23 protein-coding genes are annotated in these 23,509 nt (G+C 58.9%); 14 read left to right on the top strand and 9 right to left on the bottom strand.

Going from position 1 to position 23,509, the window contains the following annotated elements; genetic code table 11:
• The first annotated feature begins 167 nt into the window (after positions 1-167).
• Together GOW31_RS10440 and GOW31_RS10435 are read left to right on the top strand one after the other, a co-directional pair.
• Complete coding sequence (locus GOW31_RS10440) at positions 168-1,418, top strand: aminotransferase class V-fold PLP-dependent enzyme (RefSeq protein WP_171169868.1); 1,251 nt, start codon at positions 168-170, stop codon at positions 1,416-1,418.
• Between the two features lie 27 nt (positions 1,419-1,445).
• Positions 1,446-3,863 (top strand): FAD-dependent oxidoreductase, encoded by a 2,418-nt coding sequence (locus GOW31_RS10435; RefSeq protein WP_171169866.1) that lies wholly within the window; start codon positions 1,446-1,448, stop codon positions 3,861-3,863.
• A gap of 61 nt (positions 3,864-3,924) precedes the next feature.
• On the opposite strand, the gene GOW31_RS10430 is transcribed toward GOW31_RS10435, so the two are convergent.
• Together GOW31_RS10430 and GOW31_RS10425 are read right to left on the bottom strand one after the other, a co-directional pair.
• Positions 3,925-4,542, bottom strand: coding sequence for a UbiX family flavin prenyltransferase (locus GOW31_RS10430; RefSeq protein WP_171169864.1), 618 nt, complete (start codon positions 4,540-4,542; stop codon positions 3,925-3,927).
• The gene (locus GOW31_RS10425; RefSeq protein WP_171170281.1) at positions 4,539-6,047 is read right to left on the bottom strand and encodes a UbiD family decarboxylase; all 1,509 of its coding nucleotides are present in this window, start codon (positions 6,045-6,047) and stop codon (positions 4,539-4,541) included. Before GOW31_RS10425 ends, GOW31_RS10430 begins: the two co-directional genes overlap by 4 nt.
• A gap of 137 nt (positions 6,048-6,184) precedes the next feature.
• Between GOW31_RS10425 and GOW31_RS10420 the strand changes: the two genes are divergently transcribed.
• From GOW31_RS10420 to GOW31_RS10410, 3 genes are read left to right on the top strand one after another with little or no spacing between them, the layout of a single operon-like run.
• Positions 6,185-6,727: an SCP2 domain-containing protein gene (locus GOW31_RS10420; protein ID WP_367397106.1), complete on the top strand. Its 543-nt coding sequence runs from the start codon at positions 6,185-6,187 to the stop codon at positions 6,725-6,727.
• Positions 6,727-7,704 carry a peptidase U32 family protein gene (locus tag GOW31_RS10415; protein ID WP_171170276.1) on the top strand — a complete coding sequence of 326 codons (978 nt, stop codon included), beginning with the start codon at positions 6,727-6,729 and terminating at the stop codon, positions 7,702-7,704. Before GOW31_RS10420 ends, GOW31_RS10415 begins: the two co-directional genes overlap by 1 nt.
• A 4-nt stretch (positions 7,705-7,708) precedes the next feature.
• Positions 7,709-8,626 carry a U32 family peptidase gene (locus GOW31_RS10410; RefSeq protein WP_171169861.1) on the top strand — a complete coding sequence of 306 codons (918 nt, stop codon included), beginning with the start codon at positions 7,709-7,711 and terminating at the stop codon, positions 8,624-8,626.
• 48 nt (positions 8,627-8,674) lie between these two features.
• Here the strand turns inward: GOW31_RS10410 and GOW31_RS10405 are convergent, their stop codons facing one another.
• From GOW31_RS10405 to GOW31_RS10395, 3 genes are all read right to left on the bottom strand, one after another.
• Positions 8,675-9,943, bottom strand: coding sequence for an MFS transporter (locus GOW31_RS10405; protein WP_171169859.1), 1,269 nt, complete (start codon positions 9,941-9,943; stop codon positions 8,675-8,677).
• Positions 9,944-10,121: 178 nt separating this feature from the next.
• A complete protein-coding gene (locus GOW31_RS10400; RefSeq protein ID WP_171169857.1) occupies positions 10,122-11,294 on the bottom strand; it encodes a diaminopropionate ammonia-lyase in 1,173 nt (390 codons plus the stop codon).
• Positions 11,295-11,308: 14 nt separating this feature from the next.
• On the bottom strand, positions 11,309-12,451 hold the full coding sequence (locus GOW31_RS10395) for an amidohydrolase (protein WP_171169855.1): 1,143 nt from the start codon (positions 12,449-12,451) through the stop codon (positions 11,309-11,311).
• Between the two features lie 109 nt (positions 12,452-12,560).
• On the opposite strand from GOW31_RS10395, the gene GOW31_RS10390 reads away from it, so the two are divergent.
• A complete protein-coding gene (locus tag GOW31_RS10390; RefSeq protein ID WP_171169853.1) occupies positions 12,561-13,022 on the top strand; it encodes an Lrp/AsnC family transcriptional regulator in 462 nt (153 codons plus the stop codon).
• Between the two features lie 131 nt (positions 13,023-13,153).
• On the opposite strand, the gene GOW31_RS10385 is transcribed toward GOW31_RS10390, so the two are convergent.
• Genes GOW31_RS10385 through GOW31_RS10375 form a run of 3 tightly spaced genes read right to left on the bottom strand, consistent with a single transcriptional unit; the run spans position 13,154 to position 16,149 of the window.
• The gene (locus GOW31_RS10385) at positions 13,154-13,618 is read right to left on the bottom strand and encodes a hypothetical protein (RefSeq protein ID WP_171169851.1); all 465 of its coding nucleotides are present in this window, start codon (positions 13,616-13,618) and stop codon (positions 13,154-13,156) included.
• 3 nt (positions 13,619-13,621) lie between these two features.
• On the bottom strand, positions 13,622-14,380 hold the full coding sequence (locus GOW31_RS10380) for a CocE/NonD family hydrolase C-terminal non-catalytic domain-containing protein (protein WP_171169848.1): 759 nt from the start codon (positions 14,378-14,380) through the stop codon (positions 13,622-13,624).
• A 17-nt stretch (positions 14,381-14,397) separates the two neighbouring features.
• Positions 14,398-16,149: an FAD-dependent oxidoreductase gene (locus GOW31_RS10375; RefSeq protein ID WP_371813742.1), complete on the bottom strand. Its 1,752-nt coding sequence runs from the start codon at positions 16,147-16,149 to the stop codon at positions 14,398-14,400.
• A gap of 5 nt (positions 16,150-16,154) precedes the next feature.
• On the opposite strand from GOW31_RS10375, the gene GOW31_RS10370 reads away from it, so the two are divergent.
• A complete protein-coding gene (locus GOW31_RS10370) occupies positions 16,155-16,346 on the top strand; it encodes a hypothetical protein (RefSeq protein ID WP_171169845.1) in 192 nt (63 codons plus the stop codon).
• Between the two features lie 195 nt (positions 16,347-16,541).
• A complete protein-coding gene (locus tag GOW31_RS10365) occupies positions 16,542-16,886 on the top strand; it encodes a RidA family protein (RefSeq protein ID WP_171117928.1) in 345 nt (114 codons plus the stop codon).
• A gap of 29 nt (positions 16,887-16,915) precedes the next feature.
• On the opposite strand, the gene GOW31_RS10360 is transcribed toward GOW31_RS10365, so the two are convergent.
• Positions 16,916-17,893: a LysR family transcriptional regulator gene (locus GOW31_RS10360; RefSeq protein ID WP_171169843.1), complete on the bottom strand. Its 978-nt coding sequence runs from the start codon at positions 17,891-17,893 to the stop codon at positions 16,916-16,918.
• Between the two features lie 157 nt (positions 17,894-18,050).
• On the opposite strand from GOW31_RS10360, the gene GOW31_RS10355 reads away from it, so the two are divergent.
• The 6 genes from GOW31_RS10355 (at position 18,051) to GOW31_RS10330 (ending at position 23,394) form a co-directional block, all read left to right on the top strand.
• On the top strand, positions 18,051-19,067 hold the full coding sequence (locus tag GOW31_RS10355; protein ID WP_171169841.1) for a TRAP transporter substrate-binding protein: 1,017 nt from the start codon (positions 18,051-18,053) through the stop codon (positions 19,065-19,067).
• Positions 19,068-19,134: 67 nt separating this feature from the next.
• Positions 19,135-19,671 carry a TRAP transporter small permease gene (locus tag GOW31_RS10350; RefSeq protein ID WP_152460450.1) on the top strand — a complete coding sequence of 179 codons (537 nt, stop codon included), beginning with the start codon at positions 19,135-19,137 and terminating at the stop codon, positions 19,669-19,671.
• 17 nt (positions 19,672-19,688) lie between these two features.
• Positions 19,689-21,029 (top strand): TRAP transporter large permease, encoded by a 1,341-nt coding sequence (locus tag GOW31_RS10345; RefSeq protein ID WP_171169838.1) that lies wholly within the window; start codon positions 19,689-19,691, stop codon positions 21,027-21,029.
• Between the two features lie 17 nt (positions 21,030-21,046).
• On the top strand, positions 21,047-21,541 hold the full coding sequence (locus GOW31_RS10340) for a universal stress protein (RefSeq protein ID WP_170347179.1): 495 nt from the start codon (positions 21,047-21,049) through the stop codon (positions 21,539-21,541).
• Positions 21,542-21,567: 26 nt separating this feature from the next.
• Entirely contained in the window at positions 21,568-21,954 is a 387-nt protein-coding gene (locus GOW31_RS10335; RefSeq protein WP_217356663.1) for a nuclear transport factor 2 family protein, read from the top strand.
• A 36-nt stretch (positions 21,955-21,990) separates the two neighbouring features.
• Positions 21,991-23,394 (top strand): FAD-binding oxidoreductase, encoded by a 1,404-nt coding sequence (locus tag GOW31_RS10330; protein WP_171169836.1) that lies wholly within the window; start codon positions 21,991-21,993, stop codon positions 23,392-23,394.
• Positions 23,395-23,509 lie beyond the last annotated feature (115 nt).

The following is a 23,509-nucleotide window of genomic DNA, read 5'->3' as shown; positions in this document are numbered from 1 at the left end:
GCGACGGGTGGTATCCGTCGTGACAAGCTTTGGGCTGGCACCCGCGCGACTTGCACAGAATATTCAACCGCTTTGCCACAGTTTTTTTTGCATGTCTTGCGGCAAGAACCGTCCTAGGGTCGGCAAAGCATTGCCTTGCATTCACAACGAAACAAGAACCACTGACCATGAGCCAAATTTCAGAGAGCCTGCTGAAACAAATCCGCAGCCGCTTTGCCCAGATCGATCATTGCCCCGAACAGGGTGAGCGGATCTTTTTCGAGAATGCCGGAGGCGCACTGACATTGAATTCAGTGTTGGAAAGTTCGGTTCGTTACGCCGCCATCCCGGACAACCAGGGGCGCGACAATCCGGGATCCCATGCGCTGGTCGCCACGATCAACGCGGCCAAGGCGGATATGCGGGATTTCATGAACGCACCCGGCGGGCAGTTCTTTGTGGGTGAAAGCGGTACAGAGCTGTTGTTCCGGCTGATCATGAACGCATGTCTGGGAACGGGTCCGGGCGTTGTGCTGGGATCAACATTGGAACACCCGGCGACGCGTTCGGCCTGTGATCGTTGGGCCCGCATTTCCGGGCAAACCCACGTTTTGGTGCCCCATGATGACGCCACCGGTACCGTCTCGGCCGAAGCCTATGCCGTGGCCGTGACACCGGATACCAAAGTGGCGACGATCCTGCATACCTCGCCGGTGACGGGAATGGGCGTTGACGTCGCTGCCGTTTCTCAGGCCATCCGCGCCGTGGCTCCGGATTGTTTCATCATCGTCGATGGCATTCAGCACGCAGCGCATGGCCGGATCGATCTGACCGCCTATGACGTCGATGGTTATGTGATTTCGCCCTACAAGGTGTTTTCGCGTCATGGCTACGGCGTGGCGTGGATCTCTGATCGCTTGACCGCGCTGGAGCACAACGCCTTGCTGGATGGCCCCGCGGACAACTGGGAAATGGGCACGCGCGACACCGGAGCTTATGCCACGATGTCCGACGTCGTATCCTATTTCGAATGGCTGGGCAGTCAGGTCAGCGATGCCGAAGACCGGCGCGGCAAGTTTCTGGCGGCGGGTGATGCGATCCATGCGCAGGAAAAGGCGCTGACCGACGCGATGATCCACGGCACCGGCAACCTGAGCGGCCTGGCCGAGATGGAAAAAGTCACCATTCTGGGCGGGGCCGACAACCCGGCGCGAGAAGGTCTGGTATCGCTGCGTGTCGAAGGCGTGGCCTCGTCCGAGGTCGTCAAACGGCTGAACGAACACGATATCCGCACGCATCTGCGCAAGGCGGATCACTATTCCGGCAATATCCTGACACCCCTTGGCTATGATGCCTGTGTGCGGGTCTCGATGTGTCACTACAACTCGATCGGCGAAGTCGCCAAATTCCTTGCCGTCATGAAAGAAATCGCCGCCTGAGCCGCGCCATATCCAAGGACATATCTCATGAAAACCCATGCACAAGCTGTTGTCATCGGCGGCGGCCTTGCCGGTACGTCGATCCTGTATCACCTTGCCAAGCTTGGCTGGACGGATTCGATCCTGCTGGAACGCGACGAGTTGACCAGCGGATCGACCTGGCATGCGGCGGCCAACATCCACGGTCTGCATGACAACAACAATATCACCCGCATCCAGCACTATACGATGAACCTGTACAAAGAGCTAGAGAAGGAAACCGGCCAAAGCTGCGGGGTGTTCCAGCCCGGATCGCTCTATCTGGCCCAGACCGAAGAGCGCGAGCAGCAGTTGCGCCTGCAAGAGGCGAAGGCCCGGTTTTATGGGCTGAATTTCCACGAGGTCAGCCGGGAAGAGGCCAAAGAGCTGCACCCGCTGGCGCAGTTCGATGACATCCGCTGCATCATGTACGAACCCGATGGCGGAAATGTGGACCCGTCCGGCGTACCGCATGCCTATGCCGCCGGGGCCCGTGCGATGGGGGCCACCATCGAACGGTTCTGCCCGGTGATCGCCACGGAACAGCAATCCGATGGCAGTTGGATCGTCCGTACGCCCAAGGGTGACATTCATGCCCAATGGGTGGTCAACGCGGCGGGTCTCTGGGGCCGCGAGGTGGCGGCGCTGGCGGGTCTGACCCTGCCTCTGCAACCGACCGAACATCAGTATTTCGTGACCGAGAGCATCGACGAAGTGGCCAGTCTGGGCCGTCGTCTGCCGTCTATCGCCGACCGGGACGGCGAGTATTATTTCCGACAAGAGGGTAACGGCCTGCTGATCGGGGCCTATGAGAAAGACATGAAGTTCTGGGCCGAAGACGGCACGCCGCTCGACTTTGCGCATGATCTGTTCCCCGACGATCTGGACCGGATCATGGAAAACGTGATCCGCGCCACCGAACGCGTGCCCGTTGCCGCCACAGCCGGGGTTAAACGGGTGATCAACGGCCCGATGATCTGGTCGCCCGATGCCAACATGCTGTGGGGGCCGGTGCCCGAACTGAAGAACTATTTCCTCTGCGGCGGTCTGATCCCCGGCTTCTCGCAATCCGGCGGGCTGGGGCTGCTGGCGGCGCAATGGATGATCGAGGGTGAGCCGCAATATGACATGTTCGCCTGGGATCTCGCCCGCTTTGGCGACTGGGCCGACAAAAAATTCACCAAGGCCCGGGTCGAAGACGCATATACGCATCGGTTCAAAATCCACTTCCCGAATGAAGAACGCAGTGCAGGCCGCCCGGCCCGTGTGCGCCCCGCCTACGAGATGCAGAAACAGATGGGCTGTGTCTTTGGTCTCAACTGTGGTTGGGAACACCCGTTGTGGTTTGCCGATGAACCCGGCACCGAAGAGACCACTGGTTTCACCCGCCAGAACTGGTTCGATCCGGTCGGGCGCGAGGTTCAGATGCTGCGCGACAGCGTGGGCGTGATCGATATCTCGAACTTCGCCAATTACGTGATCAAGGGGCCTGGCGCCTATGACTGGCTGGACCGCCTGGTGGCCAATCGCGTGCCGACCGAAATTGGGCGCAGCTGCCTGACGCCGCTGATCTCGGTCCGCGGTGGCGTGGCGGGGGATTTCACCATCACCAAGCTGGCGGAAGACGAATATATGATGATTGGCTCCGGCATGGCTGAACGCTATCATCAGCGCTTCTTTCAAATGGTGGAAATGCCTCAGGGCACAACTCTTGACGTCGCAACGGACCGCATCGCCGGGTTCAACATCGCCGGCCCAAAATCACGCGAGGCATTGGCGCGCCTGACCAATGCAGACCTTTCCAACGAAGCGTTCCGCTTCATGCGGTCCCGGAAGATCACCGTTGCAGGTGTTGATTGCGTGGCCATCCGGGTCAGCTTTACCGGCGATCTGGGTTGGGAACTGCACTGCGCCGAAACCGATCAGGTCGCGCTTTACTCTGCATTGCTCGAAGCCGCCGAAGACTGCGGTGGCGGCCCCGTGGGTGGACGGGCGCTTGGGTCGCTGCGCATCGAAAAGGGTTATGGATCCTGGGGGCGGGAATATTCCCAGGAATACTGGCCGCAAGAGGTCGGGCTGACGGGCCTGATCAAGCTGGACAAGGATTTCCTGCACAAAGACGCCTATCTGTCCATCAAGGATAAAGCTCCGCGCGAGGTCCTGTCCATCTTTGAACTGGACGTGACCGAGGATGCCGACGCCACCGGCAGTGAGCCGATCTTTACACCCGATGGTGTGCCTGTCGGCCGTGTCACTTCGGGGGCGTACGGGTATTCAGTCGGGAAATCTCTGGCTTTGGGTTTCCGCAACCCCGAGGTGGCGCAGCCAGGGGATGAAGTGGTGATCCATGTGATTGGCAAACCGCATAAGGCTCGGGTGCTGGCAGAGGCGCCGTTCGATCCTTTGGGCGGCAGGCTGCGCGGCTGAAACAACCGGCCCGCCCGATCAAGGTCATCCCATAGCCACAGATCTCATCCGCGATCTGTGGCTATGGGATGTGCAATTTGCTTTCGAACCGTTCGACAGGGTTCGCCTCGGTTTCGGGATGCCATTGTTTTGCGGCCGGTGCGCAAACCTTCAGACAATCAACCGCGCGCGCTGCGATCTGATCCGCGATTTCGGTTATGTTGACGGGGTTCAAATAGAAGGCTGGCACAGGGGGCAGGATGATGGCTCCCATTTCTGCGGCGGCCGTCATATTGCGCAAATGAGCAAGTGTCAGCGGCGCTTCTCGTGTCAGCAGTACCAGTGGGTGTCGTTCCTTGAGCTGCACGCCCGCCGCGCGTGTCAGCAGGTTGTCGTCCAGGCCATGCGCGATCGCACCCAGTGAGCGCATGGAACAGGGCGCGACGATCATCCCGGATACCGGCACCGAACCGGACGCTATACTAGCCCCGATATCTGCGGGCGCGTGATGACGGGTTGCCGACTGCCGCAATTCCTTCAGGGCATCCGGGCCGCATTCCTGCGCAAGCGTCAGACGGGCGGCGGGGCTGACGACAAGGTCGATTTCGATATCCGCCGATGTCAGATACCGTGCGACCGCAAGGCTCAAAACCGCACCGGAAGCGCCTGACACGCCTAAGACTACTCGGGTTTTCGTCATATTCTCAGCTCTGGCATCAATCTGTCTATCAGGTCTTCCGCAAATGCGTGATCAACCTTGTCGGTGCGCATGACCGTCCCCCATTCCCGCCCTGTTTCACTGCCTGTTTTTGTCGTGGCGTCGATGCCCAGCTTTCCGGCCAGACCAGGTTCGGGTGAGGCGAAATCCAGATAATCCATGGGTGTCCTGTCCAGGATCATCACATCACGGCCCGGGTCCATTCGCGTGGCAAGTGCCCAGGCGATATCGTCCCAGTTTCGGGGGTCGATATCGGCGTCGACCGCAACGATCATCTTCGTATAGCTGAATTGCGGCAGCATCCCCCAAAGCGCCATCATCACACGCCGGGCCTGGCCCGGATATCGCTTGTCGATGGCGACGATGGCGATGCGATAGGAACAGGCGGCAGGCGGCAGCCAAAGGTCGTGTATCTCGGGGATCTGAGCGCGAATGGTCGGCAAGGCAAGGCGATTGAACACTTCGCCAATGATGGCAGGTTCGTCAGGCGGGCGTCCGGTATAGGTCGACAGATACAACGGCGCCTCGCAATGGGTCACGGCCGTGACATGCATCACCGGAAACGGCTCGGCGGGATTGTAGTACCCGGTGTGATCCCCAAACGGCCCTTCGGGTGCTGTCTCGCTTGGCGACACCCAGCCTTCCAGGACGATCTCGGCATCTGCCGGTACAAGCAGAGGGACGGATTTGGCCGGAACCAACCGCGGCCGGTTCTGGTTCAGGGCCCCGGCAAATGTCAGCTCAGACACCATTTCGGGCAGGGGCAGAGCCGCCGACAACAAGGTCGCGGGGTTTGCGCCCAGAACAATTGCGACCGGCATCGTTTCGCCATGCTGCGCCCAACTGCGATGATGAGCGGCCCCGCCACGATGTGGCAACCAGCGCATGATCAGACGGTTCCGGTCCAGCACCTGAACGCGATAGACGCCGGCATTGTAGGTCTGTGCTGCGTCGGGTTCGCTGCCACGGGGCCGGGTGATGACCACAGGCCAGGTGATCAGAGGCCCCGCGTCCCGGGGCCAGTGTGTCTGGATCGGCAGCGCTGAAAGATCAACATCGGCTTCGCAGTTGCAAACCTGCTGTACAGCGGCGGCTTTGACCTGCTTCGGCCGTGTGGACAATGCGGCCTTCAGCATCGGCCACCGGGACAGCGCATCCCGCAACCCGCCCGGCGGTGTCGGGGCCCGAAGCGCGGCCAGAAACGCGCCCAGATCGTCCAGCCCATCGGAAGAAACGCCCAGTCCGGCGGCGACGCGTTCCGAAGTTCCGAACAGGTTCACCACAACCGGTATGTCGCACTGCCCCGAGGGCACGCCCGTCGGTGTGTCGAATTGCAACACGGGCCCATTGGCCTCTAACACGGCGCGGTGGACAGCGGTCATTTGATGGCGCACGGAAACCGGTTCGGCGATGCGCCTGAACTGCCCTGTTTCTTCACACCATTTCAGAAAATGTCGAAGGCTGGGATATGGCGGCAGAGTGCGAATGAGTTTGCTCCGGCGGTGGTGCCCACCCTCTAGCAGCGAAAGAGGCCGGTCGAATTGACAACCGTCAAGTCCCGGGTGCCGGGGCGGCTTTAGGAAGGCCGCACCGGTTCACTTTGTTGAGACAGCAGGAGGTCTGTTTGTCCGATCCCCGAAACCCGATACCGCGATGCCCTGCCGCTTTGGCCGCGGCCCTGCGGTTTGTTCCGCTTGCACCTTTGTCGCTGTCACTGACGGCGTTTTCCCGCAAAATAACCAAGAAACACCCCGACTTGCTCAACCGGCTCGGTGAATACAGCCGGGCAGCCTTTGTGCTTGATCCCACGGATCTGCCCGTTGTCCTTCTGCTTGAACCGAATGACGGCGCACCGAGAATAGGACTTAGCCGAAGGCGCGTGGAAGGGGCCGCGCGAATTTCCGGCCCACTGGCCGCGCTGTTGGGGCTGGTGCATGGTGCGTTTGACGGTGACGCCCTGTTCTTTTCGCGCGATCTGGTGATCGAGGGCGACACAGCCGCGGCACTGGCGCTGCGCAACGCAATTGACGACGCAGAGCTGGACCTCGCGCACGAGGCCGCAGCCCTTTCCGGCCCGCTTGCACGCCCGCTGAAGCAGATCATCGCCTTTGCAGAGCGTCGGACCGGTCTGTGCCTGACCCGACCCGAGGACGCGATCCTATGGTAATGGAAATCGTTTGCCCGGCGGGAACGCCCGCGGCCCTGCATGCAGCCGTCAAGGCCGGGGCTCACACGGTCTATTGTGGCTTCAATGACGAAACCAATGCGCGGAACTTTCCGGGGCTCAACTTTGACCGCGCTGAAATGCGGGCCGGAATTTCCTTTGCCCATGGTCACGGATCGAAGGTGTTGATTGCAATCAATACCTTCCCGCAGGCGGGCAACGAAGGGATCTGGAAACAAGCCGTGGCGGATGCCGAAATCTGCGGTGCAGATGCTGTCATTCTCGCCGATCTGGGCTTGCTGGACTACGCGGCGCGACATCATCCCAAGCTGCGCAGACATCTGTCCGTGCAGGCCGCGGCGGCCAATGCTGACGTGATCAATTTCTATGCTGAAACTTTCGGTGTGAAGCGGGTGGTCTTGCCGCGCGTTTTGTCCGTGCCGGAAATTGCCGCGATCAACTCTGAAACCGACGTCGAAACCGAAGTCTTCGTGTTCGGCGGTCTTTGCGTCATGGCCGAGGGGCGATGCTCGCTGTCCTCTTATGCCACCGGGTTGTCTCCAAACATGAACGGTGTCTGTTCTCCTGCCAGCCATGTGCAGTATCAAGAAGAACAGGGCGCGTTGAACGCGCGCCTTGGCGGGTACCTGATCCACCGGGTCGAACGGGATGAGCCCGCACCTTATCCGACTTTGTGCAAAGGGTGTTTTTCCGCAGGTTACAATACCGGGCACCTGTTCGAGGATCCCGTCAGTCTGAACGCAGAACGGCTGATCCCGCAATTGCAAAAGGCAGGTGTCACAGCCTTGAAGATCGAAGGGCGCCAGCGGTCAAAATCCTATGTCGCACAGGTCGTTCGGAATTTTCGCGCCGCGGTCGATGCGCTGGAGTCAGGCCAGCCGATGCCCGAAGGTATGCTTGCGCGACTGTCGGAAGGGCAGGCCATGACGACCGGCGCCTACAAAAAGACGTGGAGGTGATCCGATGGAACTGACAGTAGGCCCGAACCAGTTCTTCTGGCCCGCCGAAACCTGGGCTGCATTTTACGATGATCTGGCCCGATCGCCCGTCGACCGCGTCGTGCTTGGGGAACTGGTCTGTTCCAAGCGCTTGCCGTTTTACCAGGATCGTATCCCCGCAGCGATTTCCCGGCTGGTGGAGGCGGGCAAAGAGGTTGCGCTGACAAGCCTGGCCCTTGTGACCCTGAAACGCGAGCGCAAACTCACCGCTGAGCTTGCAGAAATGGGCGTCATGGTCGAGATCAACGATCTGACCGCGCTGGCACATTTGCCCGGCACCTGCACGTTTGCCATTGGCCCGTTGGTAAATGTCTACAACGAAGGCACTTTGAGATGGTTGGCTGCTCGGGGTGCGCGCCGGGTTTGTCTTCCGCTGGAATTGCCCATCGCTTCGGTCAAAACGCTGGCGCAAGCTGCCTCGGACTTGGGCGTCGCGATCGAAATATGGGGGCATGGCAGGTTGCCACTGGCTATTTCCGGGCGCTGTTACCACGCGCGATTGCATGGGCGCAGCAAGGACAATTGCCAGTTTGCCTGCGAAGACGATCCGGACGGGTTGGACGTTCTGACCGGCGACGGCAAGCCTTTTTTGGCCATGAACGGTGTGCAGACCCTGTCAGACAGCCATGCCTGTGCGGACCATCAGATCGACCTGCTGAAACAGGCTGGCATCTCGGCGTTGCGTCTGTCGCCGCAATCTGGCGGTTTCCGTCAGCTGTGCGAACTGTATCGAAAACGTATCGACGGTGATCTTCCCCAAGGAGAAGTGGAGCGCGCCCTGCGTGGCGCTGATCCTGATATTCGATTGAGCGACGGATTTCTGACGGGGTCCTGCGGTGCAGAATGGTCCGGTGCTTCAAAGGCGGCTTCGATCTCGGTTTGATCGCGGCATCGGCACGACGTCCGTCGCGCCGGACACGAATGAAAAAGCCTATGCTTTGAACCCTTGGGATGAGTCCGGGTTTGTCCGGGATTCTTCCTCTTGAACCCAGGTTTCGGCCTGCAAGACCCCGGGTTGCCCGGTGCCGATAATCCCCACGACCTGCACATCGCCGGTGTCGGTGGGCGCGGCCACCTGAACGCGCCGGATCAATGCGAAAAGGGCGACCGCAATACCGATAGCCGCCAGAAGAAACGGAAGACCGCGCCCGCCGAACAATGAGATAGAGTTCGGCCCCAGCATGGTTCCCACCAGCAGGCCGACATTCAGCAGCAGCACCATCGTGCCACTGGCGGGAACGATCTGAGACAGCTTGAGCTGATCATTGGCATGCGCCGTCAGGATCGAATACGCGGGATACAGCCCGATTGCGATCAGTACAAAACCATAGACGATATGAGACGGCGACGTATCGATGGCCATCCAAAGACTGGACAAGGTCGTAACGACACCCAGCCCGATGACGACATAGCGTCTGTCGGTGTGATCCGACAGCCAGCCTACGGGGTATTGCACCACCGCACCGGCGATCAGCGCCGCCACCAGCGCCCCTGACGCCTGCGCCGTCGTAAAGCCGTTTTGCAACGCATAAAGCGGCAACGAGATATAGGACGCGGCGACACCGATGCTAACCAGAACGATTCCGATGACTGCGATGGGCGAAACCTTGTAAAGCACAGGAACCGACATGCGTTCCGGCGCGGCATACTCCGGCGCCTTGTTGCCCGACAGAAGAAGCGGCACGATCGAAAGCGAAATCAGGATGGAAACAAGCCCGAACAGCAGGTTCCCGGTAGGGTCGGGAAAGCCGACTATGGCGGTGCCAAGCGCCGGGCCGGCAAGCTGTATAATGAAGTATAGCGACAGAACCTGAGCGCGCATGTTGTTCTCGGATTTCGCGTTCAGCCAGCTTTCGGTGATGACGTAAAGCCCCGGGTAACAAAACCCGCCCAACAGACGCATCACGCTCCAGCTGATCGCGTCGCTGGTCAGCAGATGCACGATGGCCGCAATCGAAACCAGCGAGGCGAGGGCCGAAAATGCCCGAATATGCCCGACATTTTCGACCAGCCTCGGGGCAAGTGCCGTCCCCGCAAGCGCGCCTAAAGGATAGCTCGCCTGCATGACGGAAATCGTGAAGTCACTAAAGCCCAGACTGGCCCCCCGGATCGTCAGCAGCGTCGCCAACAGACCGTTGGCAACCATCAGCATGAACATCCCCAGGAACAGTGCCCAGTTTTCGTTTAACGCGCGTATCATGGCCAACCGCTACTGATGCGGGTCTGGCCTGTATACAATTCCTACGACATCGGGATGTCGTTTGATGGAACTTCTCCGTTGCAGGCCACCATGTCGGATTCAACCGTCCCAGGGCCCATTGCAACTGGGCTTTGGGCTGAGCTGATTGGCCTCTGTGCCCTCAGGAATTGCAGCTGAGCTACACGTTGCCTTGCATGATCCGGGCATAGATATCGGGATCCGTCACGCCTTCGGAACCGATCGTCAAAACCCGAGACTGCGGCGTCAATCCAAGCTTCTGGAAAAGCTCGGGGTTGTTGGCTGCTTCGATCAATGCAGCCAATCCGGCAACGCCGCTCTCACCGGCTTCGATCGCCGGATCACTGCCATGCGGACGCGCCAGACGACGGACGGTGGGCGGTATCAGCTGATCGTCGATTGTCAGAAAGTCCGAGGCTTCGCTGTGCAAAACCTCCCACGCCATCGGAGACGGCACCCCGCAGGACAAACCCGCCATGATGGTTTCCTCGTCGATATCTACGGACGCGGCTTGCCCCTGCCTTGCGCTTTCGAACAAACACGCCGCCAGATGCGGTTCCACGACCACGACGCGCGGCGCGGCATCACCCCAGGCCTGACGCAAAGCTGCCGCAACTGCCGCGGCAAGCCCTCCAACTCCACCTTGCAGAAAGACATGCGTCGGTGCCGTGTCCATTGCATCCACGACTTCCTTGATCATGACGCCATAGCCCGACATCACGTCGCGCGGCGGGTCGGTGTAGCCTGGCCAGGATGTGTCCGAAACCACGAACCAGCCGTTCTCGTCGGCTTCCCGCCGACACTGATCCACCGAAGCGTCATAGTCTCCATCGATGCGCACGACGTCGGCCCCCAGATCGCGCATGGCCTGCGCGCGGCCTTCACTGACTTCGGCGTGAATGTAAATCCGGCAAGGCGCGCCGAACCGCTTGCACCCCCACGCGAGGGACCGACCGTGGTTGCCATCGGTCGCCGAAACAAGCGTGATACTGGCAACCATGTCGGCGCAGCGGCCAGTACGGATATCTTCCAATGACACATCCTGACCGGTGCGGCGCGATATTTCACGTTGCAGAACACGCAAGGCTGCAAAGGCCCCCCCCAATGCCTTGAAACTGCCAAGCCCAAACCGGGGACCTTCATCCTTGTAGTGGACCTCCGCGACGCCGATCTCGGCTGCCAACGCGGGCAAGGAATGCAACGGCGTGGGCGCATACCCCTCCCATTGGGTGATTTCCCTTGCTGCGCGATCGAAATCCCGTCGTGTCAAAACGGTTTCGGCAGCGGGGCCGAAGCTCGGCCTGCCTGCCTGATGGGCGATGTTTTCCGTCATGGTCGTGTGTCCTGTCAGGGTTTCAGTGGCAGGCGCTGCCGCACCAGCTCTGCCCAGAATTCTGCACCCAGCGGGAGCAGTTCGTCGTTGAAATCGTAATCAGCCGAGTGCAGCGGTCGGCCATTTGATCCTTCGGTTCCGTTGCCGATAAGCAGGAAACACCCGGGCACAACGGCGGCAAATTCGGCAAAATCTTCCGAGAAAGACATGGCAGAGCGGTCTCCGTCCACCTCAAGACCCATGGCCGAAGCCGCTGCAACGACATGCGATGCGGCATCGGCATCATTGTTTGCCTCGATGAATGCGGTGCGGAAATCCACACTCTCCTCGACGCCATGGCTTTCGGCCACACCGGCTGCGATCTGGCGCATGCTGCGCTCGATCAACTTGCGGTCTTCCGGTGACATGGCCCGTGCGTCCCCTTTCAGAACAGTGCGCCCCGGAAGCACATTGCGCTGCCCGTCGGTGATGAACTCGGTCACCGACACCACGGCGCCGGATGAAGGTGCAAGTTTGCGTGAAACGATGGTTTGCAGGGCCAATACCAGTTCCGCGGCAGGCGTGATCGTTTCGCGCCCGACATGCGGCATCGAGGCATGACCGCCTTGACCGGAAAGCGTGATTTCAAACAGGCTTTCACTGCAACAGATGACACCGGCGCGGGTGGAAACCCGCCCGACAGGCTCGCCCGGAAGATTGTGCGCGCCGTAAACCTCTTCAATCGGGAAGGTCTGCAAAACCCCTTCATCGATCATCGCCCTTGCCCCAAGCCCATGCTCTTCGTTGGGCTGGAACAGGAAGACAACCTTGCCGTCAAACGCCGGATCCTTGGCCAGCAATTCGGCGGCCCCAAGCAGCATCACCGTGTGGCCATCATGGCCACAGGCATGCATGACACCTTCGTTCTGCGACGTGTGCGCAAACGTGTTGACCTCGGTGATCGGCAGCGCGTCGAAATCCGCGCGCAGCCCGATGGCGCGATTGCCGTTGCCCGCCTTCAACACGCCCACGACACCGACCCCTTCAAACACCTCGATGCCCAGGTTGCGCAGATGCTCGGCAATCCGGGCCTTGGTCCGAACTTCCTGAAATCCAAGCTCGGGGTTGCGATGAAACTCGTGGCGCAACGCACGCAGGCGTTCTGTCAATGCTGTCACGGCAAAACTTCCCCTTCGACGTGTTGCTTCAAATGTGCGAAACAAGTTTATTGCAAGAGACCTGAAAAAAGGGCTCTAGTTGGTGGCAAGCCATGCAAGTTTCTTTCACATGACGCAATTGGATGACTTTGACCGCGCGATCCTGCGGATTTTGCAACAAGACAACAGAACCACGCAACACAAGATTGGCGAGGCCGTAAATCTGTCCGCACCCTCGGTGCAGCGCCGTATCCGCCGGATGGAGGCCGAGGGCGTGATACGAGCCAATGTGGCCGTCGTTGACCCGGCGGCCGTTGGTCTTCAGCTTACCATCTTCGTTGAACTTGAACTGGTCAGCGAAACCCCGGACGAGATTGATGCCGTCAAGAAAACCCTGCTGAATGCTCCGGAAGTCCAGCAATGCTTTTACGTGACTGGAGAGGTTGATTTCATGATTGTCGTGGTCGTCGAAAGCATGGCGGATTACGAAGATTTCACCCGCAGGATGTTCTTTGAAAACGGAAATATCCGAAAGTTCAGAACCTTCGTTTCCATGGATACCATCAAATCCGGCAGTGCTTTGGGGTTCTGACCGGCACATGGTGCAACGACAGACCCGTCCAGACTTGTCCGCGCAGGTCTGGACCATTCGGTTGGGTTGACAGGACTGCAAAGGCAAGTCCCGCCACGGGTCTCAGCGCCGCTGTTCCAAGGTGTTTTCAACTACATTCCATTGCGCGGAATGACATGCGCTTTCTCTTCTTCAAAGATCAGCTCCTCTCCTGACCATGCCTTCAGGCGCGAGATCAAATGAAACTCGGTGGCCGTTGCCTGTTGTTCGGAATAGGTCCAGATCCTGGCCGACCAGTCTTCTCGGTCGAAACCGGCGGTCTGCTCCATCGTGGCAACAGCCGAAAGCGGATCACCCGGAAGGATTGTATATCTTCGATCCGACACGTCGCTGAGCACCGTCCCAATATCGTCCAGGCGGAAATCTCCCGCCGGCCCGAAAACGCCCCCATCCAGAAAAAACTTGTGTGTCACCTTGCCATTGGTCAGGTCCGTGTGGACCGAGCGTTCCATCGAGCCCGAGCGCACCTTGGTCTTTCTTGCGGCCTCACCGGACGCTGCCGGTTCCGGCAGCGGGCGGGGTTCCGTTGTGTCAACGCCTGGGTTGCGGATGGGCAAATGCTACTGAGATTGACCCGGACGGATCGTGAGCGTCACAGGTTCGGGGGCGGGCCAGAGTACGGGCCAATACGCCGAAGCGATCTGCAAAACGATGCGATGACCCGGCGGAACCCGATATCCTGTTCCATACATCGGGACGGTTACAGCCATCTCCTCGCCGGGTGTGATCGGTGTGGGTTCTATATCGCTGATGCGGTGGTTGAGGTTGCAGAATCCCCGTGCAATCATCGTCTGCGCACCGTTCGGGGCTTCGTCCACCAACAATGCAACGACAAAGCCCTGAGCCTGATCTGCTGACACTTTCAGATCGACCGACGGTTGCCCCAGGATATCAAGTGCGTCTTCAAGTGGCGCCGCTTTGAACTGCAACGCGCCGGCGGCGTCGATCCGGCAATCTGCCGCCATGTCTCCGGGAATGGCGAAAGAGCACATATCGCCTGCGGCCGCCCCGAAGCTTGGCGGCGAGCAAATCGCAAGCTCTGCTGCGGAAACGGCGTCTGCCTCAAGCGTCTGCTGAATCAGCCACAGGGACGTGTTGGTGATATTCGGTGACGGCCAAAACGCGGCGCCTGCCAACCGCTCGCGCCACATGTCAAGCCAGCGGTCCGCGCCGACAATCTCTGGGTCAGGTGGCATGGCGTTATACAGTTTTATGATCGAAACCCACCAGAAATTGTCGTTGGCCAGGCATCCGCTGCAAAAGTGGACGTCCTCGCGCCACCGGTCGTCCGTGCCCATCAACGTCGCGATCGTCTTCAACTCGTACTCCGGTGGCGTCACCACCGAAGGCCAAGGCGCTGCGCGTCATAGACTGCCGCGTGTATGTTGCGTGAAAAAACGGCGTCTCCGATCCGGCAAAGATCAAAACCGGCATTCGGGTCCACCTGCGGAAACACGTCACCCGAATTGGCGACCAAAGCGTCGTGATCCACACGGCCACGATTTCGCGAAAGCGGCTTGAGTTGGAAATAGAGATCATCCAGAGGCAAGGTGCCCTGATTGACAATCACCTGATCATACATGCGCTTTTCAACAAGATCCGAGTAATCCGTTCCAATCGCCGCTTCCAGTTGATTGCCTGAACGTACCAGCGATTTCAGCGTCCGGGTTACGGTGAACACCGCCCCCGTTTTTTGCAGCGCCCGCATATATGGCACCAGAGTCATGCCCATGATCTCGGGCACAAAGCTGCGGTCGCGGGTCATGATCTCAACCTGCGCACCGGATTCGGCGATGATTTCTGCCGCCATCAGGGCCGGGTGGTCGCCCGCATCATCGTAGATCAGGACAATTTCGCGGGGGGGCACGTCTGCGGACAGGATGTCCCACGCCGAAATCGCCAGACCTTTGCCGGTTTCCAATATTGTCTTCTCGGGCAAGCCTCCGGTTGCGATCACGACCATATCAGGGGAAAGGGCTGTTACGTTCTCGGCCTCTGCAAACGTGTTGAACTGGAACCTGACGTCACGCGCAGCATATTGCGCCATGTGCCAGTCGATGATCCCGTCCTTCTCGGCCCGGTGCCGGGATTGCGCGGCCAGACGCACCTGACCGCCAGGTTCAGGGGCCGCTTCCAAAACGGCAACATCATGCGCGACCCGCGCCGCTTCAAGCCCTCCGGGCCCGGCGCCGACGACGACCGTCCGGCGGCGGGAATTGGCCGCGGGAATCACATCCGTCATGGCCGGATCCGTATGAATGCCCCCGCGAATGACTTTCAGGAAACCGACCTGACCGCTGTCGCGCAGCCGCCGGGCGATTTCCAACCCGTCTTCTTCGGTGATGGCGCCTTTTTCAACCTCATCTGTGGTATAGCGGACGCCGCCGATGAAATCCTGCCCGACACGGTCGCGGATCGCATCCAGAACCATGAAGCCGAACCGCAACCGATTGTCGAAACTGCCGCCATAGGGCGCATCCATCTTATTGGTCAGCGGTGACCAGAACTGATCGATCAGGTGGCCATAGGCTTGCAATTCGATTCCGTCGAGACCCGCGGCCTTCATACGCTCGGCTGCATCGGCGTAATCGCTCACGATTCGTTCGATATCATGGTCTTCCATCTTCTTTGCAAAGGCCCGGTGGGCCGGTTCACGATAATGCGAAGAAGAGACCGACGGCAGCCAATCGCCCTTGTTCCAACCCGTGCGCCGCCCCAGATGGGTCAACTGGATCATGACCGCGCAACCATGAGCATGGCAGGCATCCGTCAATTCAGCCATCCAGCGCACCACTTCGTCCTTGTAGGCAAGGACGTTGTTGAACACCGGAGGGCTGTCGCGACTGACGGTGGCAGAGCCCGCCGTCATGGTCATCGCCACCCCAGCTTTTGCGCGCATCTCATGATAGGCACGGTAACGCTCTTTCGGCATACCGTCTTCGGGGTAGGCGGGTTCATGACTGGTCGTCTTGATCCTGTTCTTCAGCGTCAGATGTTTCAGCTGATAGGGTAGCAGCAGCACATCGCGTGACCACCCGTCCTTTTTTGAAACCATTTTCGTCAGTCGACCAACTTCGCTGTCCTGCATCGGACATGCAAAAAAGCAGCGTTTCGGCAGTGCCGGGTGGCATATGGCGCTCCGATATTGGGGCGAGCGGAGGAGCTCTTGGCCGATTGAAAGCAGACTGGGAAATCTCCGTAAAACGCCTTGTGAACCAGGGCCGCGATGTTTCACCAAATGTGTTGGCCGAAGAGTGCAAGACAGGAAAGAAAAAGCATCGGTGAAAACGTCCTGTCCGCAAGGCGCTGGCAACCGCTTATCACGTCTCCGAGCACCGGACATAAGCGTGCTATTAGGCTGAAAGCCCTCGCGCAGCAGGCTGGCAATTATTCGATGATTGAAGGTCCGGGCTGGCGGTTGGCGTCGTTTCGCTCTATCGCCCAACCGGAACATACCCATCGTGACAGGAGACAGCAGTCGTGACCATCACTCGGATCGAGACCGGCAAACGCATGAGCCGCATCGTCAAACATAACGGAACCGCCTATCTGTGCGGTCAGGTTTCCGATGCTGCAACCGTTGCGGATCAAACCCGTGACATCCTTGCCAAGATCGAGGACCTTCTGGCCAAGGCCGGCAGCGACAAGACGCGCATCCTACAATGTGTGATCTGGCTGTCGGACATGGCCGACTTTGCCGAAATGAACGCGGTCTGGGATGCCTGGGTGCCAGAGGGCCACGCCCCGGCCCGTGCCTGTGGCGAGGCGAAACTGGCTCGTGATGTTCTGAAGGTCGAAATGATCGTTACCGCAGCCTGCGATTGATCCGCGCGGCCTCGCGCCGTGTGCTAATTTCAGGTACGGGCGGGTTTGGGCCTGGGAAACAAGACGCCCTGTCCGCGTTCCTTCTGTACCTGAGAATGCACCTTTACCAGAGTTTCCAGAAACAGCTTGGCCACGCGTGTTGGCGCAGGTTGTTTTCTGGCCACGGCCGCGAAACGGGTTCTGTATTTGATCTCTTTGGGCAGGACCTGTTTCATAAGCCCCTGTTCGACGAATTCCTGCGCCAGATGATCGGGAAGAAACCCAAGGTAGCGACCTGACAGTATTAGAATGACAAGGGCTTGTTCGTTCTGCACTTTGGCCGCACGTCGAAACCCCAGTTGTTGACCAACGATGAGATTTGGTGAGTTCACATTCAGGCCGGCATAGTTGAACTTGCGAAGAACACTCAGTTTCAATTCTGGATCCGACCGGTCAAACAGGGGGTGTTCCTGCCCACAGTACAAGAACATGTTTTCCCCATAGAGCGGTGTGTAATCCAGGCTTGCCGATGGTCGGTGCAAAGCGATGATGCCAACATCCAGATGCCCGGTGATGACCATTGTCTCAATCACGTTTGGGGGTTCCAGCGACAGCTCGATGTGAACCGCCGGTGCGGCCTCATTGAACTTGTGAATGGTGCGAGCAAGTTGGGCTTCGGGGTTGGTTGTACATTGATCGAACAGAGCCACGCGAATACTGCCGGCCAGTTGTTGTTTGACTTCGTTGACCTCGGTTCTGAACTGCGCCACGGAAATAAGCAGGTCTTCCGCTGCGGCCAGCACCTTCTCGCCGTCTTCCGTCAGTGAAAACCCTGATGGCCCCCGGTTGCACAGCTTCAGGCCAAGCCTCAGTTCCAGATCAGACAAGTGTTTCGAGATCGTCGATTTTCCAATGTTCAGCTCGATCTCGGCGGCCGTGATACCACCACTTTCTGCGACGGTTTTGAACACGCGCAGCAGACGAATGTCCGTGTCGCCGATCCGTGTATCAAGTTTGTTCCGACTCATATCGTATGTTTGAGATTAATGAAACCTTTCGCGCAAATATTAACAACGACGAAACCATTTTGGCAAGTTAGCTTCGTGTCGCCGAGGTAGAATCGGACTGGCCTATTTCTCCCCAGGTCAGCGCGCACCTCGAAACACGACAAATGGGAGGAAATCCATGTCATTTATCAAAAAGCTTGGCACTTTCAGCGCAGCCGTTTCCGTTGCCGCACTGATGGTTGCAGGCACGGCCGAGGCGAAGAATTTCAAGATCGCCGTCGGCGACAGCGCGGGCAGCGCACAAGAGGCGCTGGGGCTCGCTTTCGTGAAAGCGCTCGAAGAAAAATCAGGTGGTGAGCACACCGCGACACTGTTCCTGAACGGTCAGCTCGGTTCCGAGCAGGACACCGTGAACGAGGCCGCCATCGGCACGCTCGATATGTCTCTGCTGGCAATCAACAACATCACGCCATTCTCGCCCTCGGTCGGGGTTTTCACTCTGCCCTATGTTATTCTCAGCCTGGAAGATGCCGAAAAATTGACCCAGGGTCCAATCGGTCAGGAACTGATCGAAAACACCATCCGTGATGCCGGCGTCCGCATCATCGGCTGGACGTATACCGGTTTCCGCCGTCTGACGAACTCGAAGAAGCCGGTCAAATCGGTTGCGGATTTGCAGGACCTGATCATTCGCGTTCCCAAAAACGAAATCATGATCGAAACCTACAAGGCATGGGGCGTCAACCCGACCCCGATGGCCTGGTCGGAAACCTTCACCGGCCTGCAGACCAAAGTGGTTGACGGTCAGGACAACCCTTACCTGACGATCAATGCGATGAAGTTCTACGAGGTTCAGGACCACGTCACCAACCTGCGTTACATCTTCTCGATCGAACCGCTGATCATCTCGGAAGCCGTGTTCCAGGACCTGTCCGAAGAGGAACAGCAAATGATCCTGGAAGCAGGGCAGGAAGCCACTCAGGTCTCGGCCCAGTTCCTGCGGGACTCGGAAGCAGCCATCAAGGAAGAGCTGACGGCCAAGGGGATGGAAATCATCGACCCCGAGAACGACGAAGCCGAGTTCATCCAACTGGCGACCGAAGCTGTATGGCCGCAATTCTACGAGTCCATTGGTGGTGTCGAGAAACTGAATGCAGTTCTCGAAGCCATCGGCCGCGAGCCGGTCCAGCAATAATCGTCGCACGGCGATACCGGGAAGAGCGCTGCGGCGCTCTTCTCATTTCAGGGAGGAGTGAAACCACATGTTCTGGAAATTTCTGGACAACATAGAAAGTGTCATCTGCCGGATCCTCTTATCCGGCTTCGTCTGCCTTTTGTTCGTGCAGATCATCGCGCGCGAAGTCTTCGGCTTTTCGATCAGCTGGATCGAGGAGCTTTCGGTCTACATGTTCGTCTGGTTCGTCTATTTCGGCGCAAGTTACGCCGCTCTGAAAGGTGCGCATAACCGCGTGACATTCCAGTTCAAGTTCCTGCCCGATGGCTCGATCAAATACATCGAAGCCTTCGCCGATCTCTTCTGGCTCTTCTTCAATGTCTACTTCCTGTATCTGGCGACGGATTTTGTCTTCAACAAGATGAACAAGTTCTGGAAGTCCCAGACCCTGGGTATCGAGATGAAGTACATCTACATGGTGCTGCCCATCGCGTTTGCGCTGATGACCGTCCGCATCATTCAGGTGAATTACCGCCGCCTTATCAAGGGCGAGGATATTCACGATCCTGATCAGATCGACCTCGACGAAATCAAAGCTGCGACTGAAGCAGCAAAGAAATCCTAAGGGCAGGGGGATAAACCATGGAATCCGAAATCGTCACAATCCTGTTTGGGTCTTTCCTGTTTCTGCTGCTCATTGGCGCGCCGATCACGGTGGCGCTGGGTGTGGCGTCGCTGGTCTCATTCCTTTACCTGGACGAGAACCCGATCAAATTCGTGCAAATCGCCTTTACCTCGGTGGGTGCTTTCCCCCTGATGGCGTTACCTGCCTTCATTCTTGCCGGGGCCCTGATGGAGGCCGCCGGTATCTCGAAACGCCTGATCAATGTTGCTGAAAGCCTGGCTGGTCCTTTCACCGGCGGTATTTCGGCTGCGACGGTCATGGCATGTCTGTTCTTCGGCGCCATTTCGGGCTCGGGCCCGGCAACAACCGCGGCCGTTGGGATGCTGATGATCCCTGCGATGATCGACCGCGGCTATGAGCGCGGCTATGCCTCGGCGATCACTGCGTCCTCTGGCGGCCTTGGGATTATCATTCCTCCCTCTATCCCGATGGTGATCTTCGGCATTGCCGCGCTCGGTATGGCGCCGCCGCCGGAAGCCGTGGAAAAGTTCGGTACGTTCCAGTCGGTTTCAATCTCGAAACTGTTCATCGCCGGATTCGTCCCGGCCTTCCTGATCGCTACCAGCCTGCTGATCCTGAACTTCTTCATGTCGAAAAAGCGCGGCTACAAAGGCGTTTCCGAAGGTTGGTCGATCCGTCACGTGGGTTGCGAAATGTATCGCGGATTCTGGTCGCTGATGGCGCCGCTGGTGATCCTGGGCGGTATCTATACCGGGTTCTTCACCCCGACCGAGGCGGCAATCGTAGCAATCTTCTACACCCTGTTCGTGGGCGTGGTTATCTACCGCGAACTGACCTGGCAGTCGCTGTTCCAGTCGCTCGAGGCCACCACATGGCTGACTGGGCGTGTTCTGCTGATCCTGTTCACCGCGACCGTGTTTGGCCGCCTGCTGGTGGAAAACCAGATCCCGGCGATCATCGCGGACTCGATGCTCAGCTTTACCGACAACCTGTATGTGATCTGGGCGCTGATCATCTTCTTCCTGCTGTTCGTTGGCATGTTCATGGAGACGCTGGCCACCATCCTGATCCTGGTTCCGGTGATGCTGCCGGTGGCCTACTCGGTGGGTATCGACCCGATCCACTTTGGCGTGGTGATGGTCTGTACGCTTGGCATCGGTTTCCAGACGCCGCCGCTGGGCGAAAACCTGTTCATCGCGTCGGGTATCTCGAACATCACCATCGAACAGATCTCGTTGCGCGCTCTGCCTTTTGCCGCAGCCAACACGGTGGCGATCTTCATCATCGCCTTCTTCCCTGAACTGTCGCTGTGGCTTCCACGGCTGTTCGGCTACTGACCCGAAAGGATGACGACATGAAACAACTGGTCACAAACATCCTCTTTGCCACTGACCTGTCCGAAAACTCGGGTCACGCCATGCGCCATGCCGCCAGCATCGCGCAGGCCACGGGGGCTGAAATTCACGTGCTGCATGTGAATGAGCCACTGTCGGACGATGCCAAGATCACGATGGAGATCTTCATCCTGAATGAAGAGACCCGCAAAACCGCCGCTGCGCGTCGTCACGAGATGGTGCGCAAGGTTCTGGCCGAGCGGCAAGCCAAGTTCTGGGCTCAGTTCGATGGTGACGATGAGAGAATTCGCGAACAGGTCACTTCGGTCGAAGTCACCGATGGCCACCCGGCCGAAGTGATCCTGCGCCGCTCGGTCGAACTGGGCTGCGATCTGATCGTGCTGGGCGCGCATGATCACGGCTTTTCGCACACGTTTCTGGGCACCGTCGCAAAGCGTGTTCTGCGACGCTCCAAGATCCCGACACTGATCGTCCCGAACCCGGACGAAACGTAACAACCCCACTGACAAGGACGTACAAAATGAGCAAAACCCTGACCGCGCAGGACCTGGCGGACACGTTTGACGCGTTCAACCGCCACGACATCGACGGCGTGATGACCCACTTCGCCGACGACTGCGTGTTCTACACCGTGGCCGGCGACGAGAAATACGGCAACAAGATTGAAGGGTCCGAAGCCATCGCCGCCGCGTTTTCAGGCGTTTGGGCAGGCATGAAAGACGCCCATTGGGATCACCACGGCCACTTTGTCCACGGTGATCGCGCCGTGTCGGAATGGACGTTTTCGGGAACCGATGCAGACGGCATGCGGATCGAAGCGGAAGGTGCGGATCTGTTCACCCTGCGTGACGGGAAAATCGTCGTAAAACAGGCGCTTCGCAAAACGCGCCCCATGTTCAAAGCCTGATCCGCCGCACCGCGCGCAGCTTCGGAGAAAACAAGAATGGTGGACAACAGCATCCCGCGTCATTGGCCCAAGGCCAGCTATGACCCGAAATATGACCCCATCATCGATGCGGGTCCCGGTCACAATCGCGACCACGCGCCCACATACTGGATCGGAACGGCCGGTACGCCCCCGGCCGATGATGGCCCCGTGTCCAGCGATATGGATGCCGATGTGGTGGTGATCGGGTCGGGTTATACCGGCCTGTCCACCGCCATTCACCTTGCCAAGGAACACGGTATCCAGGCGGTTGTTCTTGAAGCGAATACCGTGGCCTGGGGATGTTCGACCCGCAATGGTGGGCAGGCCCAGATCTCATCCGGGCGGCTGAAACGGTCGCAATGGATTCAGCGCTGGGGTACGGACGTGGCCAAAGGCATGCATGCCGAAGTCACTGAAGCTTTCGAGTTGTTCAACGATCTCATCGCGTCGGATGACATCGACTGTGATCCGCAGCCGGGCGGCCATTACTACATCGCGCACCGCGAAAAAGTCATGCCGTCGCTCAAGAAAGAGAGCAAATTGTTGAACGATGTGTTCGGCTATGGTTCGCGTATCCTGTCCCGAGACGAGCTGCATGAAAAACACGTGCGGGACATGGAAGCCGCAGGCGCGATGTGGGAGCCGGACGGAACCTGCATCCACGCCGGCAAGCTGGCCTTCGGTTATGTCAAGATGGCGCGCAGGCTGGGTGTGAAAATCCATACGGGCAGCCCGGTCATGGGGTGGCAAACCAAAGGCGGAATACATCACTTGCGGACGCCGGGTGGTATTGTGCGCGCGAAATCGGTGGCCTTGGCAACGGCGGGCTATACCCCGCCGGGTCTCAACAACCGCACCAGGCACCGCCTGATGCCAATCCTGTCAAATTCGATGGTGACACGGCCTCTGACCCGGGCCGAGTTGGACGAATGCGGTATTCAGACCAGATCCCCCCTGACCGACACGCGCACGCTGCGCCACTATTACCGCCTGTTGCCGGACAATCGGATGCAGATCGGCAGCCGCAGCGCCGTGACAGGGCGTGATGCCGAGAACGGCAAACATCTGGACTTGCTGAAGAAGGGACTTGCCCGCAAGTTCCCGGCGCTCGAGGATATCAACCTCGACTACTCCTGGTGGGGCTGGGTTGATGTCAGCCACGACATGATGCCGCGCATTTTTCGGCCCGATCCAGATCAGAGCGTGTTCTATGCCATGGGCTACGGCGGCAATGGCGTCATGTATTCGGCCCAGGCCGGACGACGCATGGCGCAGTTGGTTGCCGGCCAGAAGGACAAGGCGTTTGAACTGCCGATCTTCACCTCCCCATTGCCGAGCCATGGCATCCTGACGCCTTTCCGCCGACTGGGACAGCGTATGGCGTATGTCGGCTACTACCTCAAAGACGAAATACTGTAACTCACAGGGGCTTCAGCGCCCTGAAAAGACAAGGAAGAACTCAGATGAAGATGACGACGGAAGAGGCGTTTGTTAAGGTTTTGCAGATGCACGGGATTGAGCATGCGTTCGGGAT

The organism is Ruegeria sp. HKCCA0370 (assembly GCF_013033705.1).
Classification (GTDB): Bacteria; Pseudomonadota; Alphaproteobacteria; order Rhodobacterales; family Rhodobacteraceae; genus Ruegeria.
The sequence above is the reverse complement of the archived record's forward strand: the minus strand, read 5'-3'. Positions and strand labels throughout refer to the sequence as shown.